23 protein-coding genes are annotated in these 22,669 nt (G+C 65.6%); 21 read left to right on the top strand and 2 right to left on the bottom strand.

What is annotated here, in order from left to right; translation table 11 throughout:
- Positions 1 to 104 precede the first annotated feature (104 nt).
- The 16 genes from rpsB to GQ56_RS0114590 all read left to right on the top strand — a co-directional run bounded on the left by rpsB (position 105) and on the right by GQ56_RS0114590 (position 15,763).
- Positions 105 to 845: a 30S ribosomal protein S2 gene (gene rpsB / locus GQ56_RS0114665; protein WP_006752149.1), complete on the top strand. Its 741-nt coding sequence runs from the start codon at positions 105 to 107 to the stop codon at positions 843 to 845.
- A 162-nt stretch (positions 846 to 1,007) separates the two neighbouring features.
- A complete protein-coding gene (gene tsf / locus GQ56_RS0114660; RefSeq protein WP_031399368.1) occupies positions 1,008 to 1,889 on the top strand; it encodes a translation elongation factor Ts in 882 nt (293 codons plus the stop codon).
- Between the two features lie 171 nt (positions 1,890 to 2,060).
- Complete coding sequence (gene pyrH / locus GQ56_RS0114655) at positions 2,061 to 2,774, top strand: UMP kinase (protein WP_011352459.1); 714 nt, start codon at positions 2,061 to 2,063, stop codon at positions 2,772 to 2,774.
- Positions 2,775 to 2,865: 91 nt separating this feature from the next.
- Positions 2,866 to 3,426, top strand: a complete 561-nt coding sequence (frr, locus tag GQ56_RS0114650; protein WP_031399367.1) for a ribosome recycling factor — start codon at positions 2,866 to 2,868, stop codon at positions 3,424 to 3,426.
- Between the two features lie 49 nt (positions 3,427 to 3,475).
- Positions 3,476 to 4,258 carry a polyprenyl diphosphate synthase gene (gene uppS / locus GQ56_RS0114645; RefSeq protein WP_031399366.1) on the top strand — a complete coding sequence of 261 codons (783 nt, stop codon included), beginning with the start codon at positions 3,476 to 3,478 and terminating at the stop codon, positions 4,256 to 4,258.
- The gene (locus GQ56_RS0114640) at positions 4,252 to 5,073 is read left to right on the top strand and encodes a phosphatidate cytidylyltransferase (protein ID WP_031399365.1); all 822 of its coding nucleotides are present in this window, start codon (positions 4,252 to 4,254) and stop codon (positions 5,071 to 5,073) included. The genes uppS and GQ56_RS0114640 overlap by 7 nt, the downstream gene beginning before the upstream one ends.
- Before the next feature lie 15 nt (positions 5,074 to 5,088).
- On the top strand, positions 5,089 to 6,285 hold the full coding sequence (locus tag GQ56_RS0114635) for a 1-deoxy-D-xylulose-5-phosphate reductoisomerase (protein WP_031399364.1): 1,197 nt from the start codon (positions 5,089 to 5,091) through the stop codon (positions 6,283 to 6,285).
- Between the two features lie 11 nt (positions 6,286 to 6,296).
- The gene (gene rseP, locus GQ56_RS0114630) at positions 6,297 to 7,682 is read left to right on the top strand and encodes an RIP metalloprotease RseP (protein WP_031399363.1); all 1,386 of its coding nucleotides are present in this window, start codon (positions 6,297 to 6,299) and stop codon (positions 7,680 to 7,682) included.
- 61 nt (positions 7,683 to 7,743) lie between these two features.
- Positions 7,744 to 10,053, top strand: coding sequence for an outer membrane protein assembly factor BamA (gene bamA / locus GQ56_RS0114625; protein ID WP_031399362.1), 2,310 nt, complete (start codon positions 7,744 to 7,746; stop codon positions 10,051 to 10,053).
- A gap of 64 nt (positions 10,054 to 10,117) precedes the next feature.
- Positions 10,118 to 10,615, top strand: coding sequence for an OmpH family outer membrane protein (locus tag GQ56_RS0114620; protein WP_011549544.1), 498 nt, complete (start codon positions 10,118 to 10,120; stop codon positions 10,613 to 10,615).
- A gap of 16 nt (positions 10,616 to 10,631) precedes the next feature.
- Positions 10,632 to 11,726, top strand: coding sequence for a UDP-3-O-(3-hydroxymyristoyl)glucosamine N-acyltransferase (gene lpxD / locus GQ56_RS0114615; protein ID WP_031399361.1), 1,095 nt, complete (start codon positions 10,632 to 10,634; stop codon positions 11,724 to 11,726).
- Between the two features lie 129 nt (positions 11,727 to 11,855).
- Positions 11,856 to 12,323: a 3-hydroxyacyl-ACP dehydratase FabZ gene (gene fabZ, locus GQ56_RS0114610; RefSeq protein WP_021159112.1), complete on the top strand. Its 468-nt coding sequence runs from the start codon at positions 11,856 to 11,858 to the stop codon at positions 12,321 to 12,323.
- Positions 12,324 to 12,381: 58 nt separating this feature from the next.
- On the top strand, positions 12,382 to 13,170 hold the full coding sequence (gene lpxA / locus GQ56_RS0114605) for an acyl-ACP--UDP-N-acetylglucosamine O-acyltransferase (protein ID WP_031399360.1): 789 nt from the start codon (positions 12,382 to 12,384) through the stop codon (positions 13,168 to 13,170).
- 3 nt (positions 13,171 to 13,173) lie between these two features.
- Positions 13,174 to 14,343: a lipid-A-disaccharide synthase gene (gene lpxB / locus GQ56_RS0114600; protein ID WP_031399359.1), complete on the top strand. Its 1,170-nt coding sequence runs from the start codon at positions 13,174 to 13,176 to the stop codon at positions 14,341 to 14,343.
- Entirely contained in the window at positions 14,340 to 14,984 is a 645-nt protein-coding gene (gene rnhB, locus GQ56_RS0114595; RefSeq protein WP_031399358.1) for a ribonuclease HII, read from the top strand. The genes lpxB and rnhB overlap by 4 nt, the downstream gene beginning before the upstream one ends.
- Complete coding sequence (locus GQ56_RS0114590) at positions 14,981 to 15,763, top strand: TrmH family RNA methyltransferase (RefSeq protein WP_031399357.1); 783 nt, start codon at positions 14,981 to 14,983, stop codon at positions 15,761 to 15,763. The genes rnhB and GQ56_RS0114590 overlap by 4 nt, the downstream gene beginning before the upstream one ends.
- Positions 15,764 to 15,856: 93 nt before the next feature.
- Here the strand turns inward: GQ56_RS0114590 and ppsR are convergent, their stop codons facing one another.
- Positions 15,857 to 16,672: a posphoenolpyruvate synthetase regulatory kinase/phosphorylase PpsR gene (gene ppsR / locus GQ56_RS0114585; RefSeq protein ID WP_031399356.1), complete on the bottom strand. Its 816-nt coding sequence runs from the start codon at positions 16,670 to 16,672 to the stop codon at positions 15,857 to 15,859.
- Positions 16,673 to 17,048: 376 nt separating this feature from the next.
- Here ppsR and ppsA point away from each other — a divergent pair, with 376 nt between their 5' ends.
- The 3 genes from ppsA (at position 17,049) to GQ56_RS0114570 (ending at position 21,102) form a co-directional block, all read left to right on the top strand.
- Positions 17,049 to 19,448, top strand: a complete 2,400-nt coding sequence (gene ppsA, locus GQ56_RS0114580) for a phosphoenolpyruvate synthase (RefSeq protein WP_031399355.1) — start codon at positions 17,049 to 17,051, stop codon at positions 19,446 to 19,448.
- Between the two features lie 250 nt (positions 19,449 to 19,698).
- The gene (locus GQ56_RS0114575) at positions 19,699 to 20,133 is read left to right on the top strand and encodes an NfeD family protein (protein ID WP_031399354.1); all 435 of its coding nucleotides are present in this window, start codon (positions 19,699 to 19,701) and stop codon (positions 20,131 to 20,133) included.
- 33 nt (positions 20,134 to 20,166) lie between these two features.
- Positions 20,167 to 21,102, top strand: coding sequence for an SPFH domain-containing protein (locus GQ56_RS0114570; RefSeq protein WP_031399353.1), 936 nt, complete (start codon positions 20,167 to 20,169; stop codon positions 21,100 to 21,102).
- A gap of 236 nt (positions 21,103 to 21,338) precedes the next feature.
- On the opposite strand, the gene smpB is transcribed toward GQ56_RS0114570, so the two are convergent.
- Positions 21,339 to 21,785 carry an SsrA-binding protein SmpB gene (smpB, locus tag GQ56_RS0114565; RefSeq protein ID WP_006478511.1) on the bottom strand — a complete coding sequence of 149 codons (447 nt, stop codon included), beginning with the start codon at positions 21,783 to 21,785 and terminating at the stop codon, positions 21,339 to 21,341.
- Between the two features lie 98 nt (positions 21,786 to 21,883).
- Here smpB and GQ56_RS0114560 point away from each other — a divergent pair, with 98 nt between their 5' ends.
- A complete protein-coding gene (locus tag GQ56_RS0114560) occupies positions 21,884 to 22,321 on the top strand; it encodes a type II toxin-antitoxin system RatA family toxin (protein WP_031399352.1) in 438 nt (145 codons plus the stop codon).
- Between the two features lie 4 nt (positions 22,322 to 22,325).
- Entirely contained in the window at positions 22,326 to 22,649 is a 324-nt protein-coding gene (locus GQ56_RS0114555) for an RnfH family protein (protein WP_031399351.1), read from the top strand.
- Positions 22,650 to 22,669 lie beyond the last annotated feature (20 nt).

The raw sequence follows: 22,669 nt of genomic DNA, 5'->3' as shown, positions 1-22,669 counted from the left end.
CCGGCGCAACCAGGGTGCCGGCCGCGCAGAATTCGCGCCCTTCGGGCGGGTTCGCGCGGCGGTACGGCGGCCGGCTTAAGACCCAACCCTCGTGGAGAATTTACATGGCAGTCACGATGCGCCAAATGCTGGAAGCGGGTGTCCACTTCGGTCACCAGACGCGCTTCTGGAACCCGAAGATGGCTCCGTTCATTTTCGGTCACCGCAACAAGATTCACATCATCAACCTCGAAAAGACGCTGCCGATGTTCACGGACGCACAGAAGTACGTGCGCCAGCTGGCAGCGAACCGCGGCACGATCCTGTTCGTCGGCACGAAGCGTCAATCGCGTGACACGATCGCCCAGGAAGCGCAGCGCGCAGGCATGCCGTTCGTCAACGCACGCTGGCTCGGCGGCATGATGACCAACTTCAAGACGCTGAAGGTATCGATCAAGCGCCTGAAGGACATGGAAGCGGCAGTCGAGGCAGGCGAGCTCGAAAAGATGAGCAAGAAGGAAGCGCTGCTGTTCGAACGTGAAATCGCGAAGCTGCAGAAGTCGATCGGCGGCGTGAAGGACATGGGCGGCATTCCGGACGCAATCTTCGTCGTCGACGTCGGCTACCACAAGATTGCCGTGACCGAAGCGAACAAGCTGGGCGTGCCGGTCATCGCCGTGGTCGATACGAACCACTCGCCGGAAGGTGTGGACTACGTGATCCCGGGTAACGACGACTCGAGCAAGGCAGTCGCGCTGTACGCCGAAGGCGTGGCCGACGCGATCCTCGAAGGCCGTGCGAACGCGGTCAACGAAGTGGTCCAGGCCGCACGCGGCGACGACGAGTACGTCGAGGAAAACGCGTAACTGGCCCCGAGCCGGCGCAAAAAGGGGGCTCTCAACAGGCCCCCTTTTTTTAAGCTTGTGCGCCGGACCTGATCGCGCCGAATCGGCGCGGGTCCGGAACCGAATCTCGGCCGTTCGCGTCCAAGCGGGCGGCGTTGTGAATACAGACTCAAGGAGCGAATGATGGCGGCAATTACCGCAAGCATGGTGGCAGAACTGCGCGCAAAGACCGACGCACCGATGATGGAGTGCAAGAAGGCGCTGACGGAAGCCGACGGCGATCTGGCCAAGGCTGAAGAGCTGCTGCGCGTCAAGCTCGGCAACAAGGCGAGCAAGGCGGCATCGCGCGTGACGGCAGAAGGCGTCGTCGCATCGTTCGTCGGCGGCAACGCAGGCGCGCTGGTCGAGCTGAACTGCGAAACCGACTTCGTCGCGAAGAACGACGACTTCCTCGCGTTCTCGAAGACGGTTGCAGAACTCGTTGCAACGCAGAATCCGGCCGACGTGGCCGCGCTGTCGGCGCTGCCGCTCGAAGGCTCGACGGTCGACGCAGTGCGCCTGGCACTGATCGGCAAGATCGGCGAGAACGTGTCGATCCGCCGTTTCGTCCGTTTCGAAACCGCGAACAAGATCGCAACGTACCTGCACGGCGCGCGTATCGGCGTGATCGTCGAGTACACGGGCGCGGAAGAGCAGGTCGGCAAGGACGTCGCGATGCACATCGCTGCAATGAAGCCGGTCGCGCTGTCGTCGGCTGACGTGCCGGCGGAACTGATCGAGACGGAACGCCGCGTGGCCGAGCAGAAGGCTGCGGAATCGGGCAAGCCGGCCGAGATCGTCGCGAAGATGGTCGACGGCAGCGTCCAGAAGTACCTGAAGGAAGTGTCGCTGCTGAACCAGACGTTCGTGAAGAACGACAAGCAGACGATCGAACAGATGCTGAAGGCAGCGAATGCCGCAGTGCAGAAGTTCACGCTGTTCGTCGTCGGCGAAGGCATCGAGAAGCGCCAGGACGACTTCGCCGCCGAAGTGGCCGCGCAAGTCGCAGCAGCAAAGCAGCAGTAAGCAGCACGCAGCAAGCAAGTCAGGCAGTATCCGCGGCGGGCGTCCGCTCCGCCGCGGTCGGCGGTGCTGCCGGCCGGCCGGGAAACCCGGTCCGACCGTCGGCGCTTGCCCGAATCAGTATTTCGCCCCTACAGTTCGTGGTTGTCATCCTCTCGTCGCTCGGAAGCCCCTATGTCCAATGCCTATAAACGCGTCCTCCTCAAACTCTCCGGCGAAGCGCTGATGGGCGACGATGCCTTCGGCATCAATCGCGCGACGATCGAACGGATGGTGGCCGATATCGCTGAAGTCGTGCGTCTCGGTACGCAGCTCGCGGTCGTGATCGGCGGCGGTAACATTTTCCGCGGTGTCGCGGGCGGCGCGGCCGGCATGGACCGTGCGACCGCCGACTACATGGGGATGCTCGCGACGATGATGAACGCGCTGGCGCTGCAGGACGCGATGCGTCACGCGGGCATCGAGGCGCGCGTGCAGTCCGCGCTGCGGATGGACCAGGTCGTCGAGCCGTACATTCGCCCCCGCGCGATCCGTCAGCTCGAGGAAGGCCGCGTCGTGATCTTCGCGGCCGGCACGGGCAACCCGTTCTTCACGACGGACACGGCTGCCGCGCTGCGCGGTTCGGAAGTGGGCGCCGAGGTCGTGCTGAAGGCGACCAAGGTCGATGGCGTATATTCTGCCGATCCGAAGAAGGATCCGTCGGCCACGCGCTACACGACGATCACTTTCGACGAGGCGATCAGCCGCAACCTGCAGGTGATGGACGCGACGGCCTTCGCGCTGTGCCGCGACCAGAAGCTGCCGATTCGCGTGTTTTCGATCAACAAGCCGGGCGCGCTCAAGCGCATCGTGCTGGGCGAGGACGAAGGTACGCTCGTCCACGTGTAAACTCCCGTGGATGCGGGCAGGCGGCCGCGGCGCGCGAGATGCGCCGGGCAGGGCCCGCGTTCTTTGAAGGTTTGAAGGTTCGGAGGTTGAAATGAGTGTCGCTGATACCAAGAAGGGCGTCGAGCAAAAGATGCAGCGCTCGATCGAAGCGTTCAAGAACGATCTGGCAAAGATCCGTACGGGCCGTGCACACACCGGTCTGCTCGATCACGTGCAGGTCGACTACTACGGGTCGATGGTGCCGATCTCGCAGGTCGCGAACCTGACGCTCGTCGATGCGCGCACGATCGGCGTGCAGCCGTGGGAAAAGAACATGGTCGCGAAGGTCGAGAAGGCCATCCGCGAAGCCGATCTGGGCCTGAACCCGGCCACGTCGGGCGACCTGATTCGCGTGCCGATGCCCGCGCTGACGGAAGAGCGCCGCCGCGAGCTGACCAAGGTCGTGAAGAGCGAAGGCGAAACGGCCAAGGTCGCGATCCGCAACCTGCGCCGCGACGCGAACGAAGCGCTGAAGAAGCTCGTGAAGGACAAGGAAATCTCGGAAGACGACGAGCGCCGCGCGAGCGACGACGTGCAGAAGCTGACCGACAAGCACGTGGCCGAAGTCGACAAGCTCGTGCAGAGCAAGGAAGCCGAGATCATGACGGTCTGACGACCGTCCTCGCGCGCCGCCTTCTTCCCGCCTTACTGTCTCAACGGCCATGACTTATACCAGCTCTACCGTTCGCGTGCCTGACGTCGGCGTCGTGCCGCGTCACATCGCGATCATCATGGACGGCAACGGCCGTTGGGCGACCGAACGCCGCCTGCCGCGCGTCGCGGGGCATACCCGCGGCGTCGACGCCGTGCGGGCGGTGGTCGAGGGCTGCGCGCGCGCCGGCGTCGAATACCTGACGCTGTTTGCGTTCAGTTCGGAAAACTGGCGGCGCCCGACCGACGAAGTGTCGTTCCTGATGCGGCTCTTCATCACCGCGCTGGAGCGCGAGATCGGCAAGCTGCATGCGAACGGCATCCGCCTGCGTGTCGTCGGCGATCTCGAGCGCTTCGAGCCGCGCATCCGCGAACTGATTCGCCGCGCCGAAACCAAGACGGCGCGCAATACCCGCCTGACGCTCACCATCGCGGCCAACTACGGCGGCCGGTGGGACATCCTGCAGGCGACGAAGAAGCTCGTCGAGCAATCCGTGCGCGAGGGGCGCGAGGTCGAAGTGACCGAGGACGCCTTCGCGCCGCACCTGGCGATGGCCTATGCGCCGGAGCCGGACCTCTTCATCCGCACGGGCGGCGAGCAGCGCGTCAGCAACTTCCTGCTGTGGCAGCTCGCGTACGCCGAATTCTATTTCACCGACAAATACTGGCCGGATTTCGACGGCGCGGCACTGGCGGACGCGATGGCGTCGTATACGGAGCGCGAGCGCCGTTTCGGCCGCACGAGCGCCCAGCTCGAACCCCAATCGCAGAACGCCGATTCCCTTTCATGCTGAAAACCCGTGTGATCACGGCGATCGTGATGCTGGCCGTCCTGCTGCCGGTGACGCTGTTCGCACCGCTCGCCGCATTCGGCGCGCTGATCGGCGTCGTCCTCGTGTTCGCCGCGTGGGAATGGGCGCGCCTGCTGAAGCTTCGCGGCGCCGGCCCGATCGTCTATGCGGTCGTCGCGGCGCTTGCGCTCGCGGCTACGACGCCGCTCGGCGTCGACGCGGCGGCATCCCGTCCCCTTTTCATGGCCGCCGGCGTGTTCTGGCTGCTGGTCGGCCCGTTCGCGCTGCGGCGCAAGCCCGAACTCGCGGGCGGCGTATGGCGGCCGTTCCTGCTGGCCGCGGGCCTCGTGGTCTTTGCCGCCTGCTGGCATGCGCTCGTCGCGGCGCGCGCGCAGGGCGTTCCGTTCGTGCTGTCGCTGCTGCTGGTCGTCTGGCTGGCCGATATCGGCGCATACTTCGCGGGCAAGGCCTTCGGAAAGCGTAAACTGGCCGTCACGATCAGTCCCGGGAAGAGCTGGGAAGGCGCGATCGGCGGCTGGCTGGCCGTGCTGGTCGTTGCCGGCGCGGCAATGGCTGCGCACGCGTTCGAACCGACCCTGTTTTCTGCATTTGCCGCGCGCTACGGGATGCCGGGCGCGTGGGCCGCACTGACCCTGCTGGTCGCGTACAGCGTGATCGGCGACCTGTTCGAGTCGCTGTTGAAGCGGCAGGCGGGCGTGAAGGATTCGAGCGGACTGCTGCCTGGCCATGGCGGCGTGCTCGACCGTGTCGACGCGCTGCTGCCGGTGCTGCCGCTCGCGATGCTGCTGCTTGGTTAAACCACTAATTCTGTTATGCAAAAACGTCTGACATTGCTCGGTTCCACGGGCTCGATCGGAGACAGCACGCTCGACGTGGTCGCGCGCCATCCCGAGCGCTTCTCGGTCTACGCGCTGACCGCCCACCGCAACGGCGACAAACTGGTCGAGCAGTGCCTGCGTTTCACGCCCGAGGTGGCGGTGGTCGGCGATGCCGCGACGGCCGCGCAGGTCGATGTGAAGCTGCGCGCGGCGGGCAGCAGGACGACCGTGCTGCACGGGCCGCAGGCGCTCGTCGACGTGTCGAAGAGCGACGGCTGCGACACGGTGGTCGCGGCGATCGTCGGCGCGGCCGGCCTCGCGCCGAGCCTCGCGGCCGCGCGTGCCGGCAAGCGCATCCTGCTGGCGAACAAGGAAGCGCTGGTGATGTCGGGCGCGATCTTCATGGACGCCGTGCGCGACCATGGCGCGATCCTGCTGCCGGTCGACAGCGAACACAATGCGATCTTCCAGTGCATGCCGCGCGAAGCCACCGAGCACGGCGGGATCTCGAAGATCATCCTGACCGCGTCGGGTGGCCCGTTCCGCACGCGCGAGCCGGCCACGCTCGTCGACGTGACGCCGGACGAGGCATGCAAGCACCCGAACTGGGTGATGGGCCGCAAGATCTCGGTCGATTCCGCGACGATGATGAACAAGGGCCTCGAGGTGATCGAGGCGCACTGGATCTTCGGGCTGCCGGGCGACCGGATCGACGTGCTGATCCATCCGCAGAGCGTGATCCACTCGCTGGTGTCGTACCGCGACGGCTCGGTGCTCGCGCAGCTCGGCAACCCCGACATGCGCACGCCGATCGCGCACGCGCTCGCGTTTCCCGATCGCGTCGATGCGGGCGTCGACCAGCTCGACCTCGCGCAGATCGCCCAGCTGTCGTTCGAGAAGCCCGATTACGCACGCTTCCCGTGCCTCGCGCTCGCACTGAAGGCGCTCGAGGAGGGTGGCATCGCGAGCGCCGCATTGAACGCGGCGAACGAAGTGGCGGTCGAAGCGTTTCTCGAGCGCCGGATCGGCTTCATGGCGATCGCGGCGACGGTCGATGCGGTGCTCAACACGCTGCCGAACCGTGCGCCCGACGGGCTCGAGGACGTCCTGGCGGCGGATACCGAGGCACGCCGCCTCGCCGCCGCGATCATTGCGAAAGCGCCTGCGCCACGCGTGGAGCGCACTGTCTGAATGGGGTGCTCATGAACGTGCTGGTCGAACTGATCGCGTTTGCGGTGGCGATCGGGGTGCTGGTCGTCGTGCATGAGTACGGACATTATCGCGTCGCGCGCTGGTGCGGCGTGAAGGTGCTGCGTTTCTCGATCGGCTTCGGCCAGCCCGTCGCGCGCTGGGTGAGCCGCCGGACGGGCACCGAGTGGACGCTGTCCGCGCTGCCGCTCGGCGGTTACGTGAAGATGCTCGACGAGCGCGATCCCGGCCCGGGCATCCGGCCGGAAGAGCTCGGGCAGGCGTTCAACCGGCAGTCGGTCTACAAGCGCATCGCGATCGTTGCGGCCGGACCGATTGCGAACTTCCTGTTGGCAATTGTGCTTTTTTCCGTCGTATTCGCCACCGGTGTAAACGAGCCGGCGGCGATCGTCGCTCCGCCGGCCGCCGGCACGGCGGCGGCGCGCGCGGGCTTCGACGGCGGCGAGACGATCGTGTCGATCCGCAACGTGCACGCGGGCGACGCGCAGGGCGGCGGGTTCGAGCCGGTGCGGTCGTGGTCGGACCTGCGCTGGAAGTTGCTGGCGGCCGCGTTCGATCACCGCGAAATCGTGCTCGGCGCGCGCGACGGCAACACGACGTTCGATTTCCGCGTCGATCTCCGTAATATTCCCGAAAGCCAGCTCGACGACGACTTCATGGCCCGTCTCGGCTTCGAGGCCGGCGGCGGCACGCTGTCGGTCGCATCGGTGCAGCCCGGCAGCGCGGCGGAGCAGGCGGGCCTGAAGGCCGGCGACAAGCTGGTCGCGCTGGACGGCAAGCCGATCGCCGGCGCGGCGCGCTTCATCGATTTCGTCAAGCACCACGCGGGCGCGCCGCTCGACCTGCAGATCGAGCGCAATGGCGCCGCACGGGCGGTGTCGATCGTGCCGCAGATGCAGCGCGACGACGAGTCGGGGCAGCAGGTCGGGCGCATCGGTGCGGCGCTGGCGATGCAGGCGCCGTCGGTCGACGTGCGCTACGGGCCGATCGAGAGCCTGCGGCTCGGCGCGCACCGCACGTGGGACATCTCCGTGTATTCGCTGCGGATGTTCGGGCGGATGATCACGGGCAATGCGTCGCTGAAAAACCTGTCCGGCCCCGTGACGATCGCCGACTACGCGGGCAAGAGCGCGCGGCTCGGTCCGTCCGCCTTCCTGTCGTTCCTCGCCCTTGTCAGCATTAGCCTTGGCGTCCTGAACTTGTTGCCGATTCCCGTTTTGGACGGGGGGCATCTGTTATATTATGCGGTTGAAGCCGCGACCGGGAAAGCCGTCTCGGAGCGCTGGCAGCTGATTCTGCAAAGAGCCGGGTTGATCTGCATCGTCGCATTGTCGGCGATCGCGCTGTTCAACGATCTGGCTCGGTTAATCCATTTTTGAAGCGTCAGGCGGCGGCCGCTCGGCAGCCGCCTGATTTGATGCAGCTAAATATTGGGGATGCATGTTGTTCAAACCTCATCGCTTTGTACCTAAGACAGTTGCAGCGGCCGCGCTCGCCGCGCACGGCCTCGCGGCGCATGCAGCGGCACCGTTCGTGGTGCAAGACATCAAGATCGAGGGGCTGCAGCGCGTCGAAGCGGGGTCGGTGTTCGCCTATCTGCCGATCAAGCAGGGCGATACCTTCACGGACGACAAGGCATCCGAAGCAATCCGCGCGCTGTACGCGACGGGCTTTTTCAACGACGTGCGCATTGCCACGCAGGGCAATGTCGTGATCGTGCAGGTGCAGGAGCGGCCGGCCATCGCGTCGATCGACTTCACCGGCACGAAGGAGTTCGACAAGGACAACCTGACGAAGGCGCTGCGCGCGGTCGGTCTCGCCGACGGTCGCTACTACGACAAGGCGCTCGTCGACAAGGCGGAGCAGGAACTCAAGCGCCAGTACCTGACGCGCGGCTTCTATGCGGCCGAGGTCAAGACGACGATCACGCCGGTCGACGCGAACCGCGTGTCGATCCTGTTCGCGGTGGCCGAAGGCCCGAGCGCGAAGATCCGCCAGATCAACTTCATCGGCAACAAGGCATTCAGCACCAGCAAGCTGCGTGACGAGATGCAGCTGTCGACGCCGAACTGGTTCTCGTGGTACACGAAGAACGACCTGTACTCGAAGGAAAAGCTGACGGGCGACCTCGAGGCCGTGCGCTCGTACTACCTGAACCGCGGCTATCTCGAGTTCAACATCGAGTCGACCCAGGTGTCGATCTCGCCCGACAAGAAGGACATGTACCTGACGGTCACGCTGCACGAAGGCGAACCGTACACGGTGTCGGGCATCAAGCTGTCGGGCAACCTGCTCGATCGCGAGGCCGAACTCAACAAGCTGGTCAAGATCAAGGCGGGCGACCGCTTCTCGGCCGAAAAGCTGCAGCAGACCACGAAGTCGATCGTCGACAAGCTCGGCGAATACGGCTATGCGTTCGCGACCGTCAACGCGCAGCCGGACATCGACCAGGCGAACCACAAGGTGAACCTGAACCTCGTCGTCGATCCGAGCCGCCGCGTGTACGTGCGCCGCATCAACGTCGTCGGCAACACGCGCACGCGCGATGAAGTGGTACGCCGCGAAATGCGCCAGCTCGAAAGCTCGTGGTTCGATTCGAACCGCCTCGCGCTGTCGAAGGATCGCGTGAACCGCCTCGGCTACTTCACCAACGTCGACGTGACGACGGTGCCGGTCGAAGGCACGAACGACCAGGTCGACGTGAACGTGAAGGTCGACGAAAAGCCGACCGGCGCAATTACGCTGGGCGCGGGCTTCTCGTCGACGGACAAGGTCGTGCTGTCGGCCGGCGTGTCGCAGGACAACGTGTTCGGTTCGGGTACGAGCCTGTCGGTGAACGTCAACACCGCAAAGAGCTACCGCACGCTGACCGTCACGCAGGTCGATCCGTATTTCACGGTCGACGGCATCAAGCGGATCACGGACGTCTACTACCGCACGTACCAGCCGCTCTACTATTCGACCAACTCGAGCTTCCGGATCATCAGCGCCGGCGGCAACCTGAAGTTCGGCATCCCGTTCTCGGAAGTCGACACCGTCTATTTCGGCGCGGGCCTGGAGCAGAACCGCCTCGACGTCGATGCGAACACGCCGCAGAGCTACCAGGATTACGTGACCGAGTTCGGCCGTGTGTCGAACACGGTGCCGCTGACGGTCGCGTGGTCGCGCGACGCACGTGACAGCGCGCTGATTCCGAGCCGCGGCTACTTCACGCAGGCGAACATGGAGTACGGCGTGCCGGTCGGCAAGATCCAGTACTACAAGGCCGACCTGCAGGCCCAGTACTACTACTCGTTCTCGCGCGGCTTCATCCTGGGCATGAACCTGCAGGGCGGCTACGGCAACGGTATCGGCAACCCGTACCCGATCTTCAAGAACTACTACGCGGGCGGTATCGGCTCCGTGCGGGGCTACGAGCCGAGCTCGCTGGGCCCGCGCGACACGAAGACGAACGACCCGATCGGCGGCTCGAAGATGGTCGTTGGCAACATCGAACTGACGTTCCCGCTGCCGGGCACCGGCTACGACCGGACGCTGCGCGTGTTCACGTTCCTCGACGGCGGTAACGTGTGGGGTAACGCGCCGGGCGGCACGAGTACGGGCGCCAACGGCCTGCGGTACGGCTACGGTGTGGGTCTTGCGTGGATCTCGCCGATTGGCCCGCTGAAGCTCAGCCTCGGTTTCCCGCTGCAGAAGCACGAGGGCGACCAGTACCAGAAATTCCAGTTCCAGATCGGGACGGCGTTCTGACGGAACGCATGACAACAGCAACGAGAGGGTAATTTTGCTAACCGGTAAGTTTTCGAAACGAGTGATGTGCGCGCTGACCGTTGCGCTGGCCCTGGGCGCGGCGACGGTGCACGCACAGGACGTCGCCCGCATCGCGGCGGTCAATTCGGATCGGATCCTGCGCGAGTCAGCGCCCGCGAAGGCGGCGCAGACGAAGCTCGAAGCCGAGTTCGCGAAGCGTGACAAGGATCTGCAGGACCTGGCAGCGCGGCTGAAATCGATGTCCGATTCGCTGGACAAGAACGGCGCGTCGCTGTCGGCGGCCGACCGCGCGCAGAAACAGCGCGATCTCGCCCAGCTCGATACCGACTTTCAGCGCAAGCAGCGCGAGTTCCGCGAAGACCTGAACCAGCGCCGCAACGAGGAACTGGCGGCCGTGCTCGAGAAGGCGAACAAGGTCATCAAGCAGATCGCCGAGCAGCAGAATTACGACCTGATCGTGCAGGAAGCCGTGTACGTCAGCCCGCGCATCGACATCACCGACAAGGTGCTCAAGGCGCTCGCGTCCGGCTCGACGAACTGAACGGAGCAGACGACGAATGGCATTGACGCTTGAGGAACTCGTAAAGCGGTTCGGCGGCGAGATCGCCGGCGACGCACAGTGCAAGGTCGGCGGGCTCGCGCCGCTCGACCAGGCAGGCCCGCAGCAGCTCGCGTTCCTCGCGAATCCGAAGTACCTGTCGCAGGTCGAGTCGACCCGCGCCGGCGCGGTGCTGATCGCGCCGAAGGATCTCGAAAAGCTGGGCGCGGCCGCGATCGGCCGGCCGGACGGCCCGCGCGGCTTCATCGTGACGCCGAATCCGTACGCGTACTTCGCGCGCGTCGCGCAGATGTTCATCGATCTGGCCGCGCCGCCGCGCGCGGCGGGCGTGCATCCGAGCGCGACGATCGATCCGGCCGCCCAGGTCGCCGCGAGCGCGGTGATCGGTCCGCACGTGACGGTCGAGGCCGGCGCGGTGATCGAAGACGGCGTGCAACTCGACGCGAACGTGTTCGTCGGCCGCGGTACGACGGTCGGCGCGGGCTCGCACCTGTATCCGAACGCATCGGTGTACCACGGCTGCAAGATCGGCCCGCGCGCGATCATCCACGCGGGCGCCGTGATCGGCTCCGATGGCTTCGGCTTCGCGCCGGATTTCGTCGGCGACGGCGAGGCGCGCACCGGCAGCTGGGTCAAGATCCCGCAGGTCGGCGGTGTAACGATCGGCCCGGACGTCGAGATCGGCGCGAACACGACGATCGATCGCGGCGCGATGGCGGACACCGTCATCGAGGCATGCGTGAAGATCGACAACCAGGTCCAGATCGGCCACAACTGCCGGATCGGCGCCTACACGGTGATCGCCGGCAGCGCGGGCATCGCGGGCAGCACGACGATCGGCCGCCACTGCATGATCGGCGGCGCGGCCGGGATCGCCGGCCACGTGACGCTCGGCGACTACGTCATCATCACCGCGAAGTCGGGCGTATCGAAATCGCTGCCGAAAGCCGGCATCTATACCAGCGCGTTCCCGGCCGTCGACCACGGCGAGTGGAACAAGAGCGCTGCGCTCGTGCGCAACCTCGACAAGCTGCGCGACCGCATCAAGGCGCTCGAAGCCGCGCTCGCCGCCCAGGGCGGCACGCAAGCCTGAGCGCATCATGCGAGACCTCGAACCGGGCACGGCCAGCGCAACCGGCCCGGTTTGCCAGACTGGGCCGCATGGCGGCCCGCTTCAGCCTTTGCATCACCACCGCGCAGCATTTGCGTGAGACGAACCATCATGAGCACTGAAAAAATCAATCTCGACATCCACAAGATCCTCACGCTGCTGCCGCATCGCTACCCGATTCTGCTCGTCGATCGCGTGCTCGAACTCGAACCGCACAAGGGAATCAAAGCGCTGAAGAACGTGTCGATCAACGAGCCGTTCTTCCAGGGACATTTCCCGAAGCGGCCGGTGATGCCGGGCGTGCTGATCCTCGAGGCGCTCGCGCAGGCCGCGGCGCTGCTGACCTTCTCGGAAGAGCAGCCGAAGGACCCTGAGAATACGCTGTACTACTTCGTCGGGATCGACGGCGCACGCTTCAAGCGCCCGGTCGAGCCGGGCGACCAACTGATTCTGAACGTGACGTTCGAACGCTACATCCGCGGCATCTGGAAGTTCAAGGCGGTGGCGGAAGTGGACGGCAAGGTGGCGGCGGAAGCCGAACTGATGTGCACGGTCAAGACGACCGACGTGGCGCCCTGAGCGGCGCGGCACGCACAGGCAACGCAACGCGACACATCACATCGAGAGGCAACGGCGCATGACCAGGATTCATCCCACCGCGATTGTCGAACCGGGCGCGCAGATCGACGAATCGGTCGAGATCGGTCCGTACGCGATCGTCGGTCCGCACGTTACGATCGGCGCGCGTACGACGATCGGCTCGCACAGCGTGATCGAAGGCCATACGACGCTCGGCGAGGACAACCGCATCGGCCATTACGCGTCGGTCGGCGGCCGTCCGCAGGACATGAAGTACAAGGACGAGCCGACGCGGCTCGTGATCGGCAGCCGCAACACGATCCGCGAATTCACGACGATCCACACGGGTACCGTGCAGGATGGCGGCGTGACGACGCTCGGCGACGACAACTGGATCATGGCCTATGTGCACATCGGTCATGACTGCCGCGTCGGCAGCCACGTGATCCTGTCGAGCAACGCGCAGATGGCCGGCCACGTCGAGATCGGCGACTGGGCGATCGTCGGCGGGATGTCGGGCGTTCACCAGTTCGTGCGCATCGGTGCGCACTCGATGCTGGGCGGCGCATCGGCGCTCGTGCAGGACGTGCCGCCGTTCGTGATCGCGGCCGGCAACAAGGCCGAGCCGCACGGGATCAACGTCGAAGGGTTGCGCCGGCGCGGCTTCTCGCCCGACGCGATCTCCGCGCTGCGCAGCGCGTATCGCCTGCTGTACAAGAACGGCCTGTCGCTCGAGGAAGCGAAAGCGCAGTTGCGCGAGCTGGCGGTGGCGGGCGGCGAGGGCGACGTGCCCGTGAAGGCGCTCGTCGAGTTCATCGACGCGTCGCAACGCGGCATCATCCGCTAAGCGATGCCGCTTCCGACCAATCAGCTCCGGCTCGCGATGGTGGCGGGCGAACCGTCGGGCGACCTGCTCGCGGCGTCGCTGCTCGGCGGGCTGCGCGAGCGGCTGCCCGAAGCGGCCCAGTACTACGGGATCGGCGGGCAGCGCATGATCGCGCAGGGCTTCGATTCGCACTGGCAGATGGACAAGCTGACCGTGCGCGGCTATGTCGAGGCGCTGGGCCAGATTCCCGAGATCCTGCGGATTCGCGGCGAGCTGAAGCGCCAGTTGCTCGCCGAGCGGCCGGACGCCTTCATCGGCGTCGACGCGCCCGACTTCAACTTCAACGTCGAGCAGGCCGCGCGCGACGCGGGCATCCCGTCGATCCACTTCGTGTGCCCGTCCATCTGGGCGTGGCGCGGCGGTCGGATCAAGAAGATTGCGAAGTCCGTCGACCACATGCTGTGCCTGTTCCCGTTCGAGCCGGCGCTTCTCGACAAGGCGGGCGTCGCGTCGACCTACGTCGGCCATCCGCTGGCCGACGAGATTCCGCTCGAACCCGATACGCACGGCGCACGTATCGCGCTGGGACTGCCGGCCGACGGCCCCGTGATCGCGGTGCTGCCGGGCAGCCGGCGCTCGGAAATCGGGTTGATCGGCCCGACCTTCTTCGCGGCGATGGCGCTGATGCAGCAACGCGAGCCCGGCGTGCGGTTCGTGATGCCGGCGGCGACGCCCGCGCTGCGCGAGCTGCTGCGGCCGCTCGTCGACGCGCATCCGCAGCTCGCGCTGACGATCACCGACGGCCGCTCGCAGGTCGCGATGACGGCGGCCGACGCGATCCTCGTGAAGAGCGGCACGGTGACGCTGGAAGCCGCGCTGCTGAAGAAGCCGATGGTGATCTCGTACAAGGTGCCCTGGCTGACCGGGCAGATCATGCGCCGGCAGGGCTACCTGCCGTATGTCGGCTTGCCGAACATCCTCGCGGGGCGTTTCGTCGTGCCCGAGCTGCTGCAGCATTTCGCGACGCCCGAGGCGCTCGCCGATGCGACGCTTACGCAGCTGCGCGACGACGCGAACCGCCGCACGCTGACCGACGTCTTTACCGAAATGCATCTTTCGCTGCGGCAGAACACGGCCGTGAAGGCGGCCGAAGCGGTCGTGCGCGTGCTCGAACAACGCAAGAGGCGCGTATGACGGCGGCACGCACACCACGCCGCCGTGCGTCGAGCGACATGCAGGGCGGCCTCGACTTCAGCCGGCCCGACGAGATCGTCTGCGGGGTCGACGAGGCGGGCCGCGGCCCGCTCGCGGGTCCGGTAGTGGCCGCCGCGGTGATCCTCGATCCGGCGCAGCCGATCGACGGCCTCGACGATTCGAAGGCGCTGTCCGCGAAGAAGCGCGACGCACTGTACGACCTGATCGTCGCGCGTTCGCGCGCGTACTGCGTCGCGTCGGCGAGCGTCGACGAAATCGATACGCTGAACATCCTGCATGCGACGATGCTCGCGATGAAGCGGGCTGTCGAGGGCCTGTCGGTCTTGCCGACGCTCGCGCAGATCGACGGCAACCGCTGCCCGACGCTGACGGTGCGCGCCGAGGCGATCGTCAGCGGCGACGCACTCGTGCCGAGCATCTCGGCCGCGTCGATCCTCGCGAAGGTCACGCGCGACCGCATGCTCGTCGACCTGCATGAACGTTTCCCGGTGTACGGCTTCAACGTGCATGCGGGCTACGGCACCGCGAAACACCTTGCCGCGCTGCGCGAGCACGGGCCGTGCGAAGCGCACCGTCGCTCGTTCGCACCGGTTCGCGCCGCACTTGATCTGATTCGATGAAAAGCATCACCTCTCGCGACAACCCGCTGTACAAGCGCCTGAAGGCGCTCGCGGGCTCCACGTCGCATCAGCGCCGCAGCGGCCAGGCGCTGCTCGAAGGATTCCATCTCGCGAGCGCGTACCTCGATACGGGCGCAATGCCGGAGCTGTGTGTCGCGACCGAAGGGGCGCTCGGCCACGCCGAGGCGCAGGCGATCGTCGCGCGCATCGACGCGCAGCGGGTCGTCACGCTGCCCGACGCGCTGTTCGGGCAGTTGTCGAACGTCGTCAGCGGCGTCGGCTTCCTGCTGCTCGTCGACCGGCCCGCGCAGCCGCTGCCGGCGCGCGTCGCGCATACGTCGGTCGTGCTCGACGGCGTGCAGGATGCCGGCAACGTCGGCTCGATCCTGCGCAGCGCGGCGGCCGCGGGCGTGCGCCACGTGTTCTGTGCGCCGGGCACTGCGTACGCCTGGTCGTCGAAGGTGCTTCGCTCGGGTATGGGCGCACATTTCCTGTTGTCGATCCACGAGGACGTCGAAGCCGCCGCGCTCGCCGAGCGTCTCGACGTACCGGTTGCACTGACCGATTCGCACGGCGCGCAGGCGCTTTACGAGTGCGACCTGTCGGGCCCCGTGGCGTGGGTGTTCGGCAACGAAGGGGCGGGTGTGTCGGCATACTGGCGCGAGGTGGCCACGCATCGCGTGACGATTCCGCAGCCGGGCGGGATGGAGTCGCTGAACGTCGCGGCGGCGGCGGCGGTCTGCCTGTTCGAGCAGGTGCGCCAGCAACGGCGCGGGTGACGGCCGGACGCGCACTCCGGGTACGACGAAAAAAGGCCGCGTTCATGAACGCGGCCTTTGCGTTTGCAGCGGCGGCCGCGCGGCCGCCGGCGCTCAGTACGACTGCCGGTCGAGACGGATTTCCTGCAGGATGGTCGTCGCGATTTCCTCGATCGACTTGTGCGTCGACGACAGCCACTTGATCCCCTCGCGGCGCATCATCGCCTCGGCCTCGTTGATCTCGTAGCGGCAATTCTCGGGCGCCGCATACTTGCTGCCCGGCCGGCGCTCGTTGCGGATCTCCGACAGGCGCTGCGGGTCGATCGACAGCCCGAACAGCTTCTCGCGGTGCGCGGCGAGCGCCGACGGCAGCTTGCCGCGCTCGAAGTCTTCCGGAATCAGCGGGTAGTTCGCGGCTTTCACGCCATACTGCATCGCGAGATACAGGCTCGTCGGCGTCTTGCCGCTGCGCGACACGCCGACGAGGATCACGTCGGCTTCCGACAGGTTGCGGTTCGACTGGCCGTCGTCGTGCGCGAGCGAGAAGTTGATCGCCTCGATCCGGGTCTTGTATTCCTCGGTGTCCGCGTTCTGGTGGCCGCGACCCATCGCGTGACTCGACTTGAGCTCCAGTTCCTGCTCGAGCGGCTCGACGAAGCGCTGGAACATGTCGAGCACGAGTGCGTTCGAACGCTTGACGATGTCGTTCGATTCGCTGTCGACGAGCGTCGTGAACACGATCGCGCGGCGGCCGTCGTGCACGGCGGCCTCGTTGATCTTTTCGACGGTCGCGTAGGCCTTGTCGAGCGAGTCGACGAACGGCACGCGCACGAGACGGAATTTCTGGTCGAACTGGGAGAGGATCGAGTGCGCGAAGGTTTCGGCAGTGATCCCGGTGCCGTCGGAGACGATGAATACGGTAGGCAGCATGAATCTGGGCGTCGAACGTGAAGGGCGGTTGCGCGGGCGGCTGGAGGTTCGCCTCCAGGCGCAGTGACAAGGTCGCGCCACATCCGGCAGCCGGCACGGTAGAATAGCGGCAACCTGTTGGATAAGCAATTGCGGGGGCAGGGCGCGAACGGCGCCCCCGGCTGCGCCGCCCGATTCGAAAATTCCCGGCAAGTTTGGCGATATGGCTGCAACCATCGCCCTTCTGCCGGGATTTTTGCAAATCGGGTCGGAATATTTTTCGCCGCTGCGAGTGTTTATCTAACAGGTTGCGCAAGACGCGCCGCGCTTTTTTGCAAGCGCCCGCGTTCGAGCCCACTTGCGCGATCGAGCATTTTTTTCACACTTAGGGGCTTGTATGACTAACGCAGCAAACGTCGCAAAGGACCAGGCGTATGTAATTCCGTTCGAGCAGTTGCGGATGACCGATGTGGAGATCGTGGGCGGCAAGAATGCGTCGCTCGGCGAGATGATCAGCCAGCTTTCCGAGGCAGGCGTTCGCGTACCCACCGGTTTCGCCACGACCGCGCTCGCGTTCCGCGATTTCCTCAAGCACAACGACCTGACCGATCGTATCGCCAAGCGTCTCGAGTCGCTCGACATCGACGACGTGAAGGCGCTCGCGGAAGCCGGCGCCGAAATCCGCAAGTGGATCGTCGACGCGCCGATGCAGGCCCGCCTCGAGCAGGAAATCCGCGCGCAGTTCGAAGTCCTGAAGAATGGTTCGCCGAGCGAGCTGTCGTTCGCCGTGCGTTCGTCCGCGACCGCGGAAGACCTGCCCGACGCATCGTTCGCCGGCCAGCAGGAGTCGTACCTGAACGTCGTCGGCATCGAGGACGTGCTCGACCGCATGAAGCACGTGTTCGCGTCGCTGTATAACGACCGCGCGATCTCGTATCGCGTGCACAAGGGCTTCACGCACGCCGAGGTCGCGCTGTCGGCCGGCGTGCAGCGCATGGTCCGCTCGGACGTCGGCGCAGCCGGCGTGATGTTCACGATCGACACCGAATCGGGCTTCAAGGACGCCGTGTTCATCACGTCGAGCTACGGCCTGGGTGAAACGGTCGTGCAGGGCGCGGTGAACCCGGACGAGTTCTATGTGTTCAAGACGACGCTCGCCCAGGACAAATACCCGATCATCCGCCGCTCGATCGGCTCGAAGCTGATCAAGATGGAGTTCACGCAGCCGGGCGAGCCGGGCCGCGTGAAGACGGTCGACGTATCGCACGAACAGCGCAACCGCTACTCGATCACCGACGAAGACGTGATCGAGCTGGCGAAGTACGCGGTCATCATCGAGAAGCACTACCAGCGTCCGATGGACATCGAGTGGGGCAAGGACGGCCGCGACGGCAAGATCTTCATCCTGCAGGCGCGCCCGGAAACCGTGAAGAGCCAGGCAACCGGCAAGGCCGAGCAGCGCTTCAAGCTGAAGGGCCAGTCGCAGGTGCTGGCGACGGGCCGCGCGATCGGCCAGAAGATCGGCGCGGGCCCCGTGCGCGTGATCCAGGATCCGTCGGAAATGGAACGTGTGCAGCCGGGCGACGTGCTGGTGGCCGACATGACCGACCCGAACTGGGAGCCGGTAATGAAGCGTGCGGCCGCGATCGTCACAAACCGTGGCGGACGGACCTGCCACGCGGCGATCATCGCGCGTGAGCTCGGCGTGCCGGCAGTGGTCGGCTGCGGCGATGCGACCGACATCCTGAAGGACGGCGCGCTCGTCACCGTGTCGTGCGCGGAAGGCGACGAAGGCAAGATCTACGACGGCCTGCTCGAGACGGAAGTCACGGAAGTGCAGCGCGGCGAACTGCCGGAAATCCCGGTCAAGATCATGATGAACGTCGGCAACCCGCAGCTCGCGTTCGACTTCTCGCAACTGCCGAACGGCGGCGTGGGTCTCGCGCGTCTCGAGTTCATCATCAACAACAACATCGGCGTTCACCCGAAGGCGATCCTCGAGTACCCGAACATCGACCAGGATCTGAAGAAGGCCGTCGAGAGCGTCGCGCGCGGTCATGCGTCGCCGCGTCAGTTCTACGTCGACAAGCTGACGGAAGGTGTCGCGACGATCGCGGCGGCGTTCTATCCGAAGCCCGTGATCGTGCGTCTGTCCGACTTCAAGTCGAACGAGTACAAGAAGCTGATCGGCGGTTCGCGTTACGAGCCGGACGAGGAAAACCCGATGCTGGGCTTCCGCGGCGCGTCGCGCTACATCGCCGAAGACTTCGCGCAGGCATTCGAGATGGAGTGCCGTGCACTGAAGCGCGTGCGCGACGAAATGGGCCTGACCAACGTCGAGATCATGGTGCCGTTCGTGCGGACCGTGAAGCAGGCGGAACGTGTCGTCGGCCTGCTCGAGAAGTTCGGCCTGAAGCGCGGCGAAAACGGCCTGCGCCTCGTGATGATGTGTGAAGTCCCGACCAACGCGATCCTCGCCGAAGATTTCCTGCAGTTCTTCGACGGTTTCTCGATCGGCTCGAACGACCTCACGCAGCTCACGCTCGGCCTCGACCGCGATTCGGGCATGGAACTGCTGGCCGTCGACTTCGACGAGCGCGACCCGGCCGTCAAGTTCCTGCTGAAGCGTGCGATCGACACCTGCCGCAGGATGGGCAAGTACGTCGGCATCTGCGGCCAGGGCCCGTCCGATCACCCGGACTTCGCGCAGTGGCTGACCGACGAAGGCATCGTGTCGATCTCGCTGAACCCCGACACGATCATCGATACGTGGCAGGCGCTCGCGAACCGGAAGTAACGTCCGGTAACGCATCCTCGGCGAAAGGGCGGTGGCACCGCGCTTTCGCTGAAGGCAAAATGCAAGCTTCATGCTATAAACACCCCGGTAGCACCGGGGTGTTTTTGTTTGTCGGTACGCGTCGGGCCGATCCAGGCGGGTCGACCGCCCCCTCGGCGCGACGAACATGTCGATCCGGAGCCGCGCTTCGGCGCGTACTCCGGCCTCATGCGAAGCAGCGAGCGTGAGCGACGTTTTTCTGGAGACCACAATGATGTCGGGGCATCTGTTCTGGTGGGTCGCGGTAGGCGTGCTGGTCGTGGCCGAGTTGCTCACGGGCACGTTCTACCTGCTGATGATCGCGCTCGGCTTTCTCGCGGGCGGCCTGCTGCAGCTGGCCGGATTCGCGCCGCACGTGCAGTTCGGCGCGGCGGCCGCGGTCGCGATCGTCGCGATGATCGTGCTGCGGCGTTCGGGGCTAGGCCGCAAGCAGAAGCGCGACACGTCGACGAATCCCGACGTCAATCTCGATATCGGCTCGACCGTCACGGTCGATGCATGGCGTGACGGCCGCGCCCGCGTGCAGTATCGCGGCGCCGACTGGGACGTCGAGCTCGCGAACGGCGAGCGCACCGATGCGCACGTGTATCAGGTAAGCGCCGTACGCGGCAATTGTCTCGTGGTCGTGGCGAAACCCGCGGGCTGACCGCCTGCCGGTACAACAAGGAGGGAATATTTCATGGATTCGCTGATCATCTGGGTTGTCCTGCTCGTCATCGCGATCGTGATCGTGTCGAAGACGGTGAAGATCGTGCCGCAACAGCACGCGTGGGTGCTCGAACGCTTCGGGCGCTATCACGCGACGCTGTCGCCGGGGCTGAACATCGTGCTGCCGTTTGTCGATCGCATCGCCTACCGGCACGTGCTGAAGGAAATTCCGCTCGACGTGCCGAGCCAGGTCTGTATCACGCGCGACAACACGCAGTTGCAGGTCGACGGCGTGCTGTACTTCCAGGTGACCGATCCGATGAAGGCGTCGTACGGGTCGAGCAACTTCGTGCTCGCGATCACGCAGCTCGCGCAAACGACGTTGCGTTCGGTGGTCGGCAAGCTCGAGCTCGACAAGACGTTCGAGGAGCGCGACTTCATCAACCACAACATCGTGTCGGCGCTCGATCAGGCCGCGGCGAACTGGGGCGTGAAGGTCCTGCGTTACGAGATCAAGGATCTCACGCCGCCGAAGGAAATCCTGCATGCGATGCAGGCGCAGATCACCGCCGAGCGTGAAAAGCGCGCGCTGATCGCCGCGTCGGAAGGCCGCAAGCAGGAGCAGATCAACCTCGCGTCGGGTGCGCGCGAGGCGGCGATCCAGAAATCCGAAGGCGAGCGGCAGGCCGCGATCAACCAGGCGCAGGGCCAGGCAGCCGCGATTCTGGCGGTGGCCGAGGCGAACGCGCAGGCGATCCAGAAGATCGCGCAGGCGATCCAGTCGCAGGGCGGGATGGACGCGGTGAACCTGAAGGTCGCCGAGCAATATGTCGGCGCGTTCTCGAATCTCGCGAAGCAGGGCAATACGCTGATCGTGCCGTCGAACCTGTCGGATCTCGGCACCGCGATCTCGTCGGCGCTGACGATCGTCAAAAACGCGGGGTCGGCCGCCGGCGGGAAGGCCTGAGCCGCACCCGCCAGGTGCGGCGGGCCTGCGCGGCGCGCGATCGGCCTGCGGCGAATCGTCGCGCGGCCGGGGCGTGGGAGATGCCCCGGCCATGCCTGTCGCCGGCCGAAGCGGGCGATTGCGTGCCGGCCGCGGCCCCGGTTAAAGCCGGGTGGCCGGCATCCACGCTTTGCCCGTACAACGCAACACGGCCCGCTTCGAGCGGGCCGTGTCGTTTGTGACGCGCGCGGTGCGTGTCAGGTGCCGGCGCGCATGATGCGCGCCTTTTCGCGTTCCCAGTCGCGCTTCTTCTCGGTTTCACGCTTGTCGTGCAGCTTCTTGCCCTTCGCGAGCGCGATGTCGCATTTCACGCGACCGCCCTTGTAGTGGAAGTTCAGCGGCACGAGCGTGTAACCGCGCTGCTCGACCTTGCCGATCAGCTTCTTGATTTCCTCGCGGTGCAGCAGCAGCTTGCGCGTGCGTACCGGGTCGGGCTTGATGTGCGTCGAGGCTTCGGGCAGCGGGCTGATATGGGTACCGATCAGGAAGATCTCGGCGTTCTTCACGACGACGTAGCCTTCCTTGATCTGGCCGCGCCCGGCGCGCAGCGCCTTGACTTCCCAGCCCTCGAGCACGAGCCCCGCCTCGTAGCGTTCCTCGATGTGATAATCGAAGTGCGCTTTCCTGTTGTCGATGATGCTCATGAAAGGATCGGGCCAACTCGTTTAAAATCACGATTTTAGCAAAGCGGGGCGGGAATCGCCCGGCTTGCGTTCTCACCTAGAGCGATGCCGCGCGATTTATGGCAGATGTCCAGAAAACCGTATTGATCCGTCATTCGGCGGAACAGATGTTCGACCTCGTCACCGATGTGGCCGACTACCCCAATTTCCTGCCCTGGTGCGGCGGCGTCGAGATCCGCCGTCAGGACGAGAGCGGGATGGAAGCGCGCATCGACATCAGCTTCAAGGGCATCAAGCAGCATTTCGCGACGCGCAACTCGCAGCAGCGCCCGGTGCGGATCGACATGGAGTTCGCGGACGGCCCGTTCAAGAAGTTCACGGGTTCGTGGCGCTTCACCGCGCTGCGTGCCGACGCCTGCAAGATCGAATTCTCGCTGCACTACGAATTTTCGAGCATCCTGCTCGAGAAGATCATCGGCCCCGTGTTCAACCACATCGCGAACACGTTCGTCGATTCGTTCGTGAAACGCGCCGACCAGCGCTACGGGAAGGGCTGACGCGATGCTGTCGATCGAAGTCTGCTATGCGCTGCCGGATCGCCAGACGCTGATTCCGCTGTCGCTGCCCGACGGGGCGACCGTTCGCGCGGCGATCGACGCGAGCGGCGTGCTCGCGCTGCACCCGGAAATCGACCTCGCGACCGCAAAGACCGGCGTGTACGGCAAGCTTGCGCCGCTCGACGCGTTGCTTGCCGACCACGACCGTGTCGAGATCTACCGTCCGTTGATCGTCGATCCGAAGCTCGCGCGCCAGCGGCGCGTCGACAAGTCGCGCCGCGACGGCTCCATCGAGGGCCGCAAGTGGATGCACAAGGACGCGCGCTGACGCGCCTTTCACGTCGATTC

The sequence above is a fragment of the Burkholderia paludis genome, from assembly GCF_000732615.1.
Lineage (GTDB): Bacteria > Pseudomonadota > Gammaproteobacteria > Burkholderiales > Burkholderiaceae > Burkholderia > Burkholderia paludis.
This window is presented reverse-complemented; position numbering and strand designations above follow the sequence as displayed.

Coding starts and splice junctions, on each gene's coding strand:
- bamA (WP_031399362.1), top strand. CDS start 7,744: ATGTTGTTCAAACCTCATCGCTTTGTACCTAAGACAGTTGCAGCGGCC.
- GQ56_RS0114570 (WP_031399353.1), top strand. CDS start 20,167: ATGGATTCGCTGATCATCTGGGTTGTCCTGCTCGTCATCGCGATCGTG.
- rpsB (WP_006752149.1), top strand. CDS start 105: ATGGCAGTCACGATGCGCCAAATGCTGGAAGCGGGTGTCCACTTCGGT.
- GQ56_RS0114575 (WP_031399354.1), top strand. CDS start 19,699: ATGATGTCGGGGCATCTGTTCTGGTGGGTCGCGGTAGGCGTGCTGGTC.
- ppsR (WP_031399356.1), bottom strand. CDS start 16,672: ATGCTGCCTACCGTATTCATCGTCTCCGACGGCACCGGGATCACTGCC.
- lpxA (WP_031399360.1), top strand. CDS start 12,382: ATGACCAGGATTCATCCCACCGCGATTGTCGAACCGGGCGCGCAGATC.
- ppsA (WP_031399355.1), top strand. CDS start 17,049: ATGACTAACGCAGCAAACGTCGCAAAGGACCAGGCGTATGTAATTCCG.
- GQ56_RS0114590 (WP_031399357.1), top strand. CDS start 14,981: ATGAAAAGCATCACCTCTCGCGACAACCCGCTGTACAAGCGCCTGAAG.
- rnhB (WP_031399358.1), top strand. CDS start 14,340: ATGACGGCGGCACGCACACCACGCCGCCGTGCGTCGAGCGACATGCAG.
- GQ56_RS0114555 (WP_031399351.1), top strand. CDS start 22,326: ATGCTGTCGATCGAAGTCTGCTATGCGCTGCCGGATCGCCAGACGCTG.
- fabZ (WP_021159112.1), top strand. CDS start 11,856: ATGAGCACTGAAAAAATCAATCTCGACATCCACAAGATCCTCACGCTG.
- lpxD (WP_031399361.1), top strand. CDS start 10,632: ATGGCATTGACGCTTGAGGAACTCGTAAAGCGGTTCGGCGGCGAGATC.
- uppS (WP_031399366.1), top strand. CDS start 3,476: ATGACTTATACCAGCTCTACCGTTCGCGTGCCTGACGTCGGCGTCGTG.
- GQ56_RS0114560 (WP_031399352.1), top strand. CDS start 21,884: ATGGCAGATGTCCAGAAAACCGTATTGATCCGTCATTCGGCGGAACAG.
- GQ56_RS0114635 (WP_031399364.1), top strand. CDS start 5,089: ATGCAAAAACGTCTGACATTGCTCGGTTCCACGGGCTCGATCGGAGAC.
- tsf (WP_031399368.1), top strand. CDS start 1,008: ATGGCGGCAATTACCGCAAGCATGGTGGCAGAACTGCGCGCAAAGACC.
- frr (WP_031399367.1), top strand. CDS start 2,866: ATGAGTGTCGCTGATACCAAGAAGGGCGTCGAGCAAAAGATGCAGCGC.
- smpB (WP_006478511.1), bottom strand. CDS start 21,785: ATGAGCATCATCGACAACAGGAAAGCGCACTTCGATTATCACATCGAG.
- pyrH (WP_011352459.1), top strand. CDS start 2,061: ATGTCCAATGCCTATAAACGCGTCCTCCTCAAACTCTCCGGCGAAGCG.
- rseP (WP_031399363.1), top strand. CDS start 6,297: ATGAACGTGCTGGTCGAACTGATCGCGTTTGCGGTGGCGATCGGGGTG.
- lpxB (WP_031399359.1), top strand. CDS start 13,174: ATGCCGCTTCCGACCAATCAGCTCCGGCTCGCGATGGTGGCGGGCGAA.
- GQ56_RS0114620 (WP_011549544.1), top strand. CDS start 10,118: ATGTGCGCGCTGACCGTTGCGCTGGCCCTGGGCGCGGCGACGGTGCAC.
- GQ56_RS0114640 (WP_031399365.1), top strand. CDS start 4,252: ATGCTGAAAACCCGTGTGATCACGGCGATCGTGATGCTGGCCGTCCTG.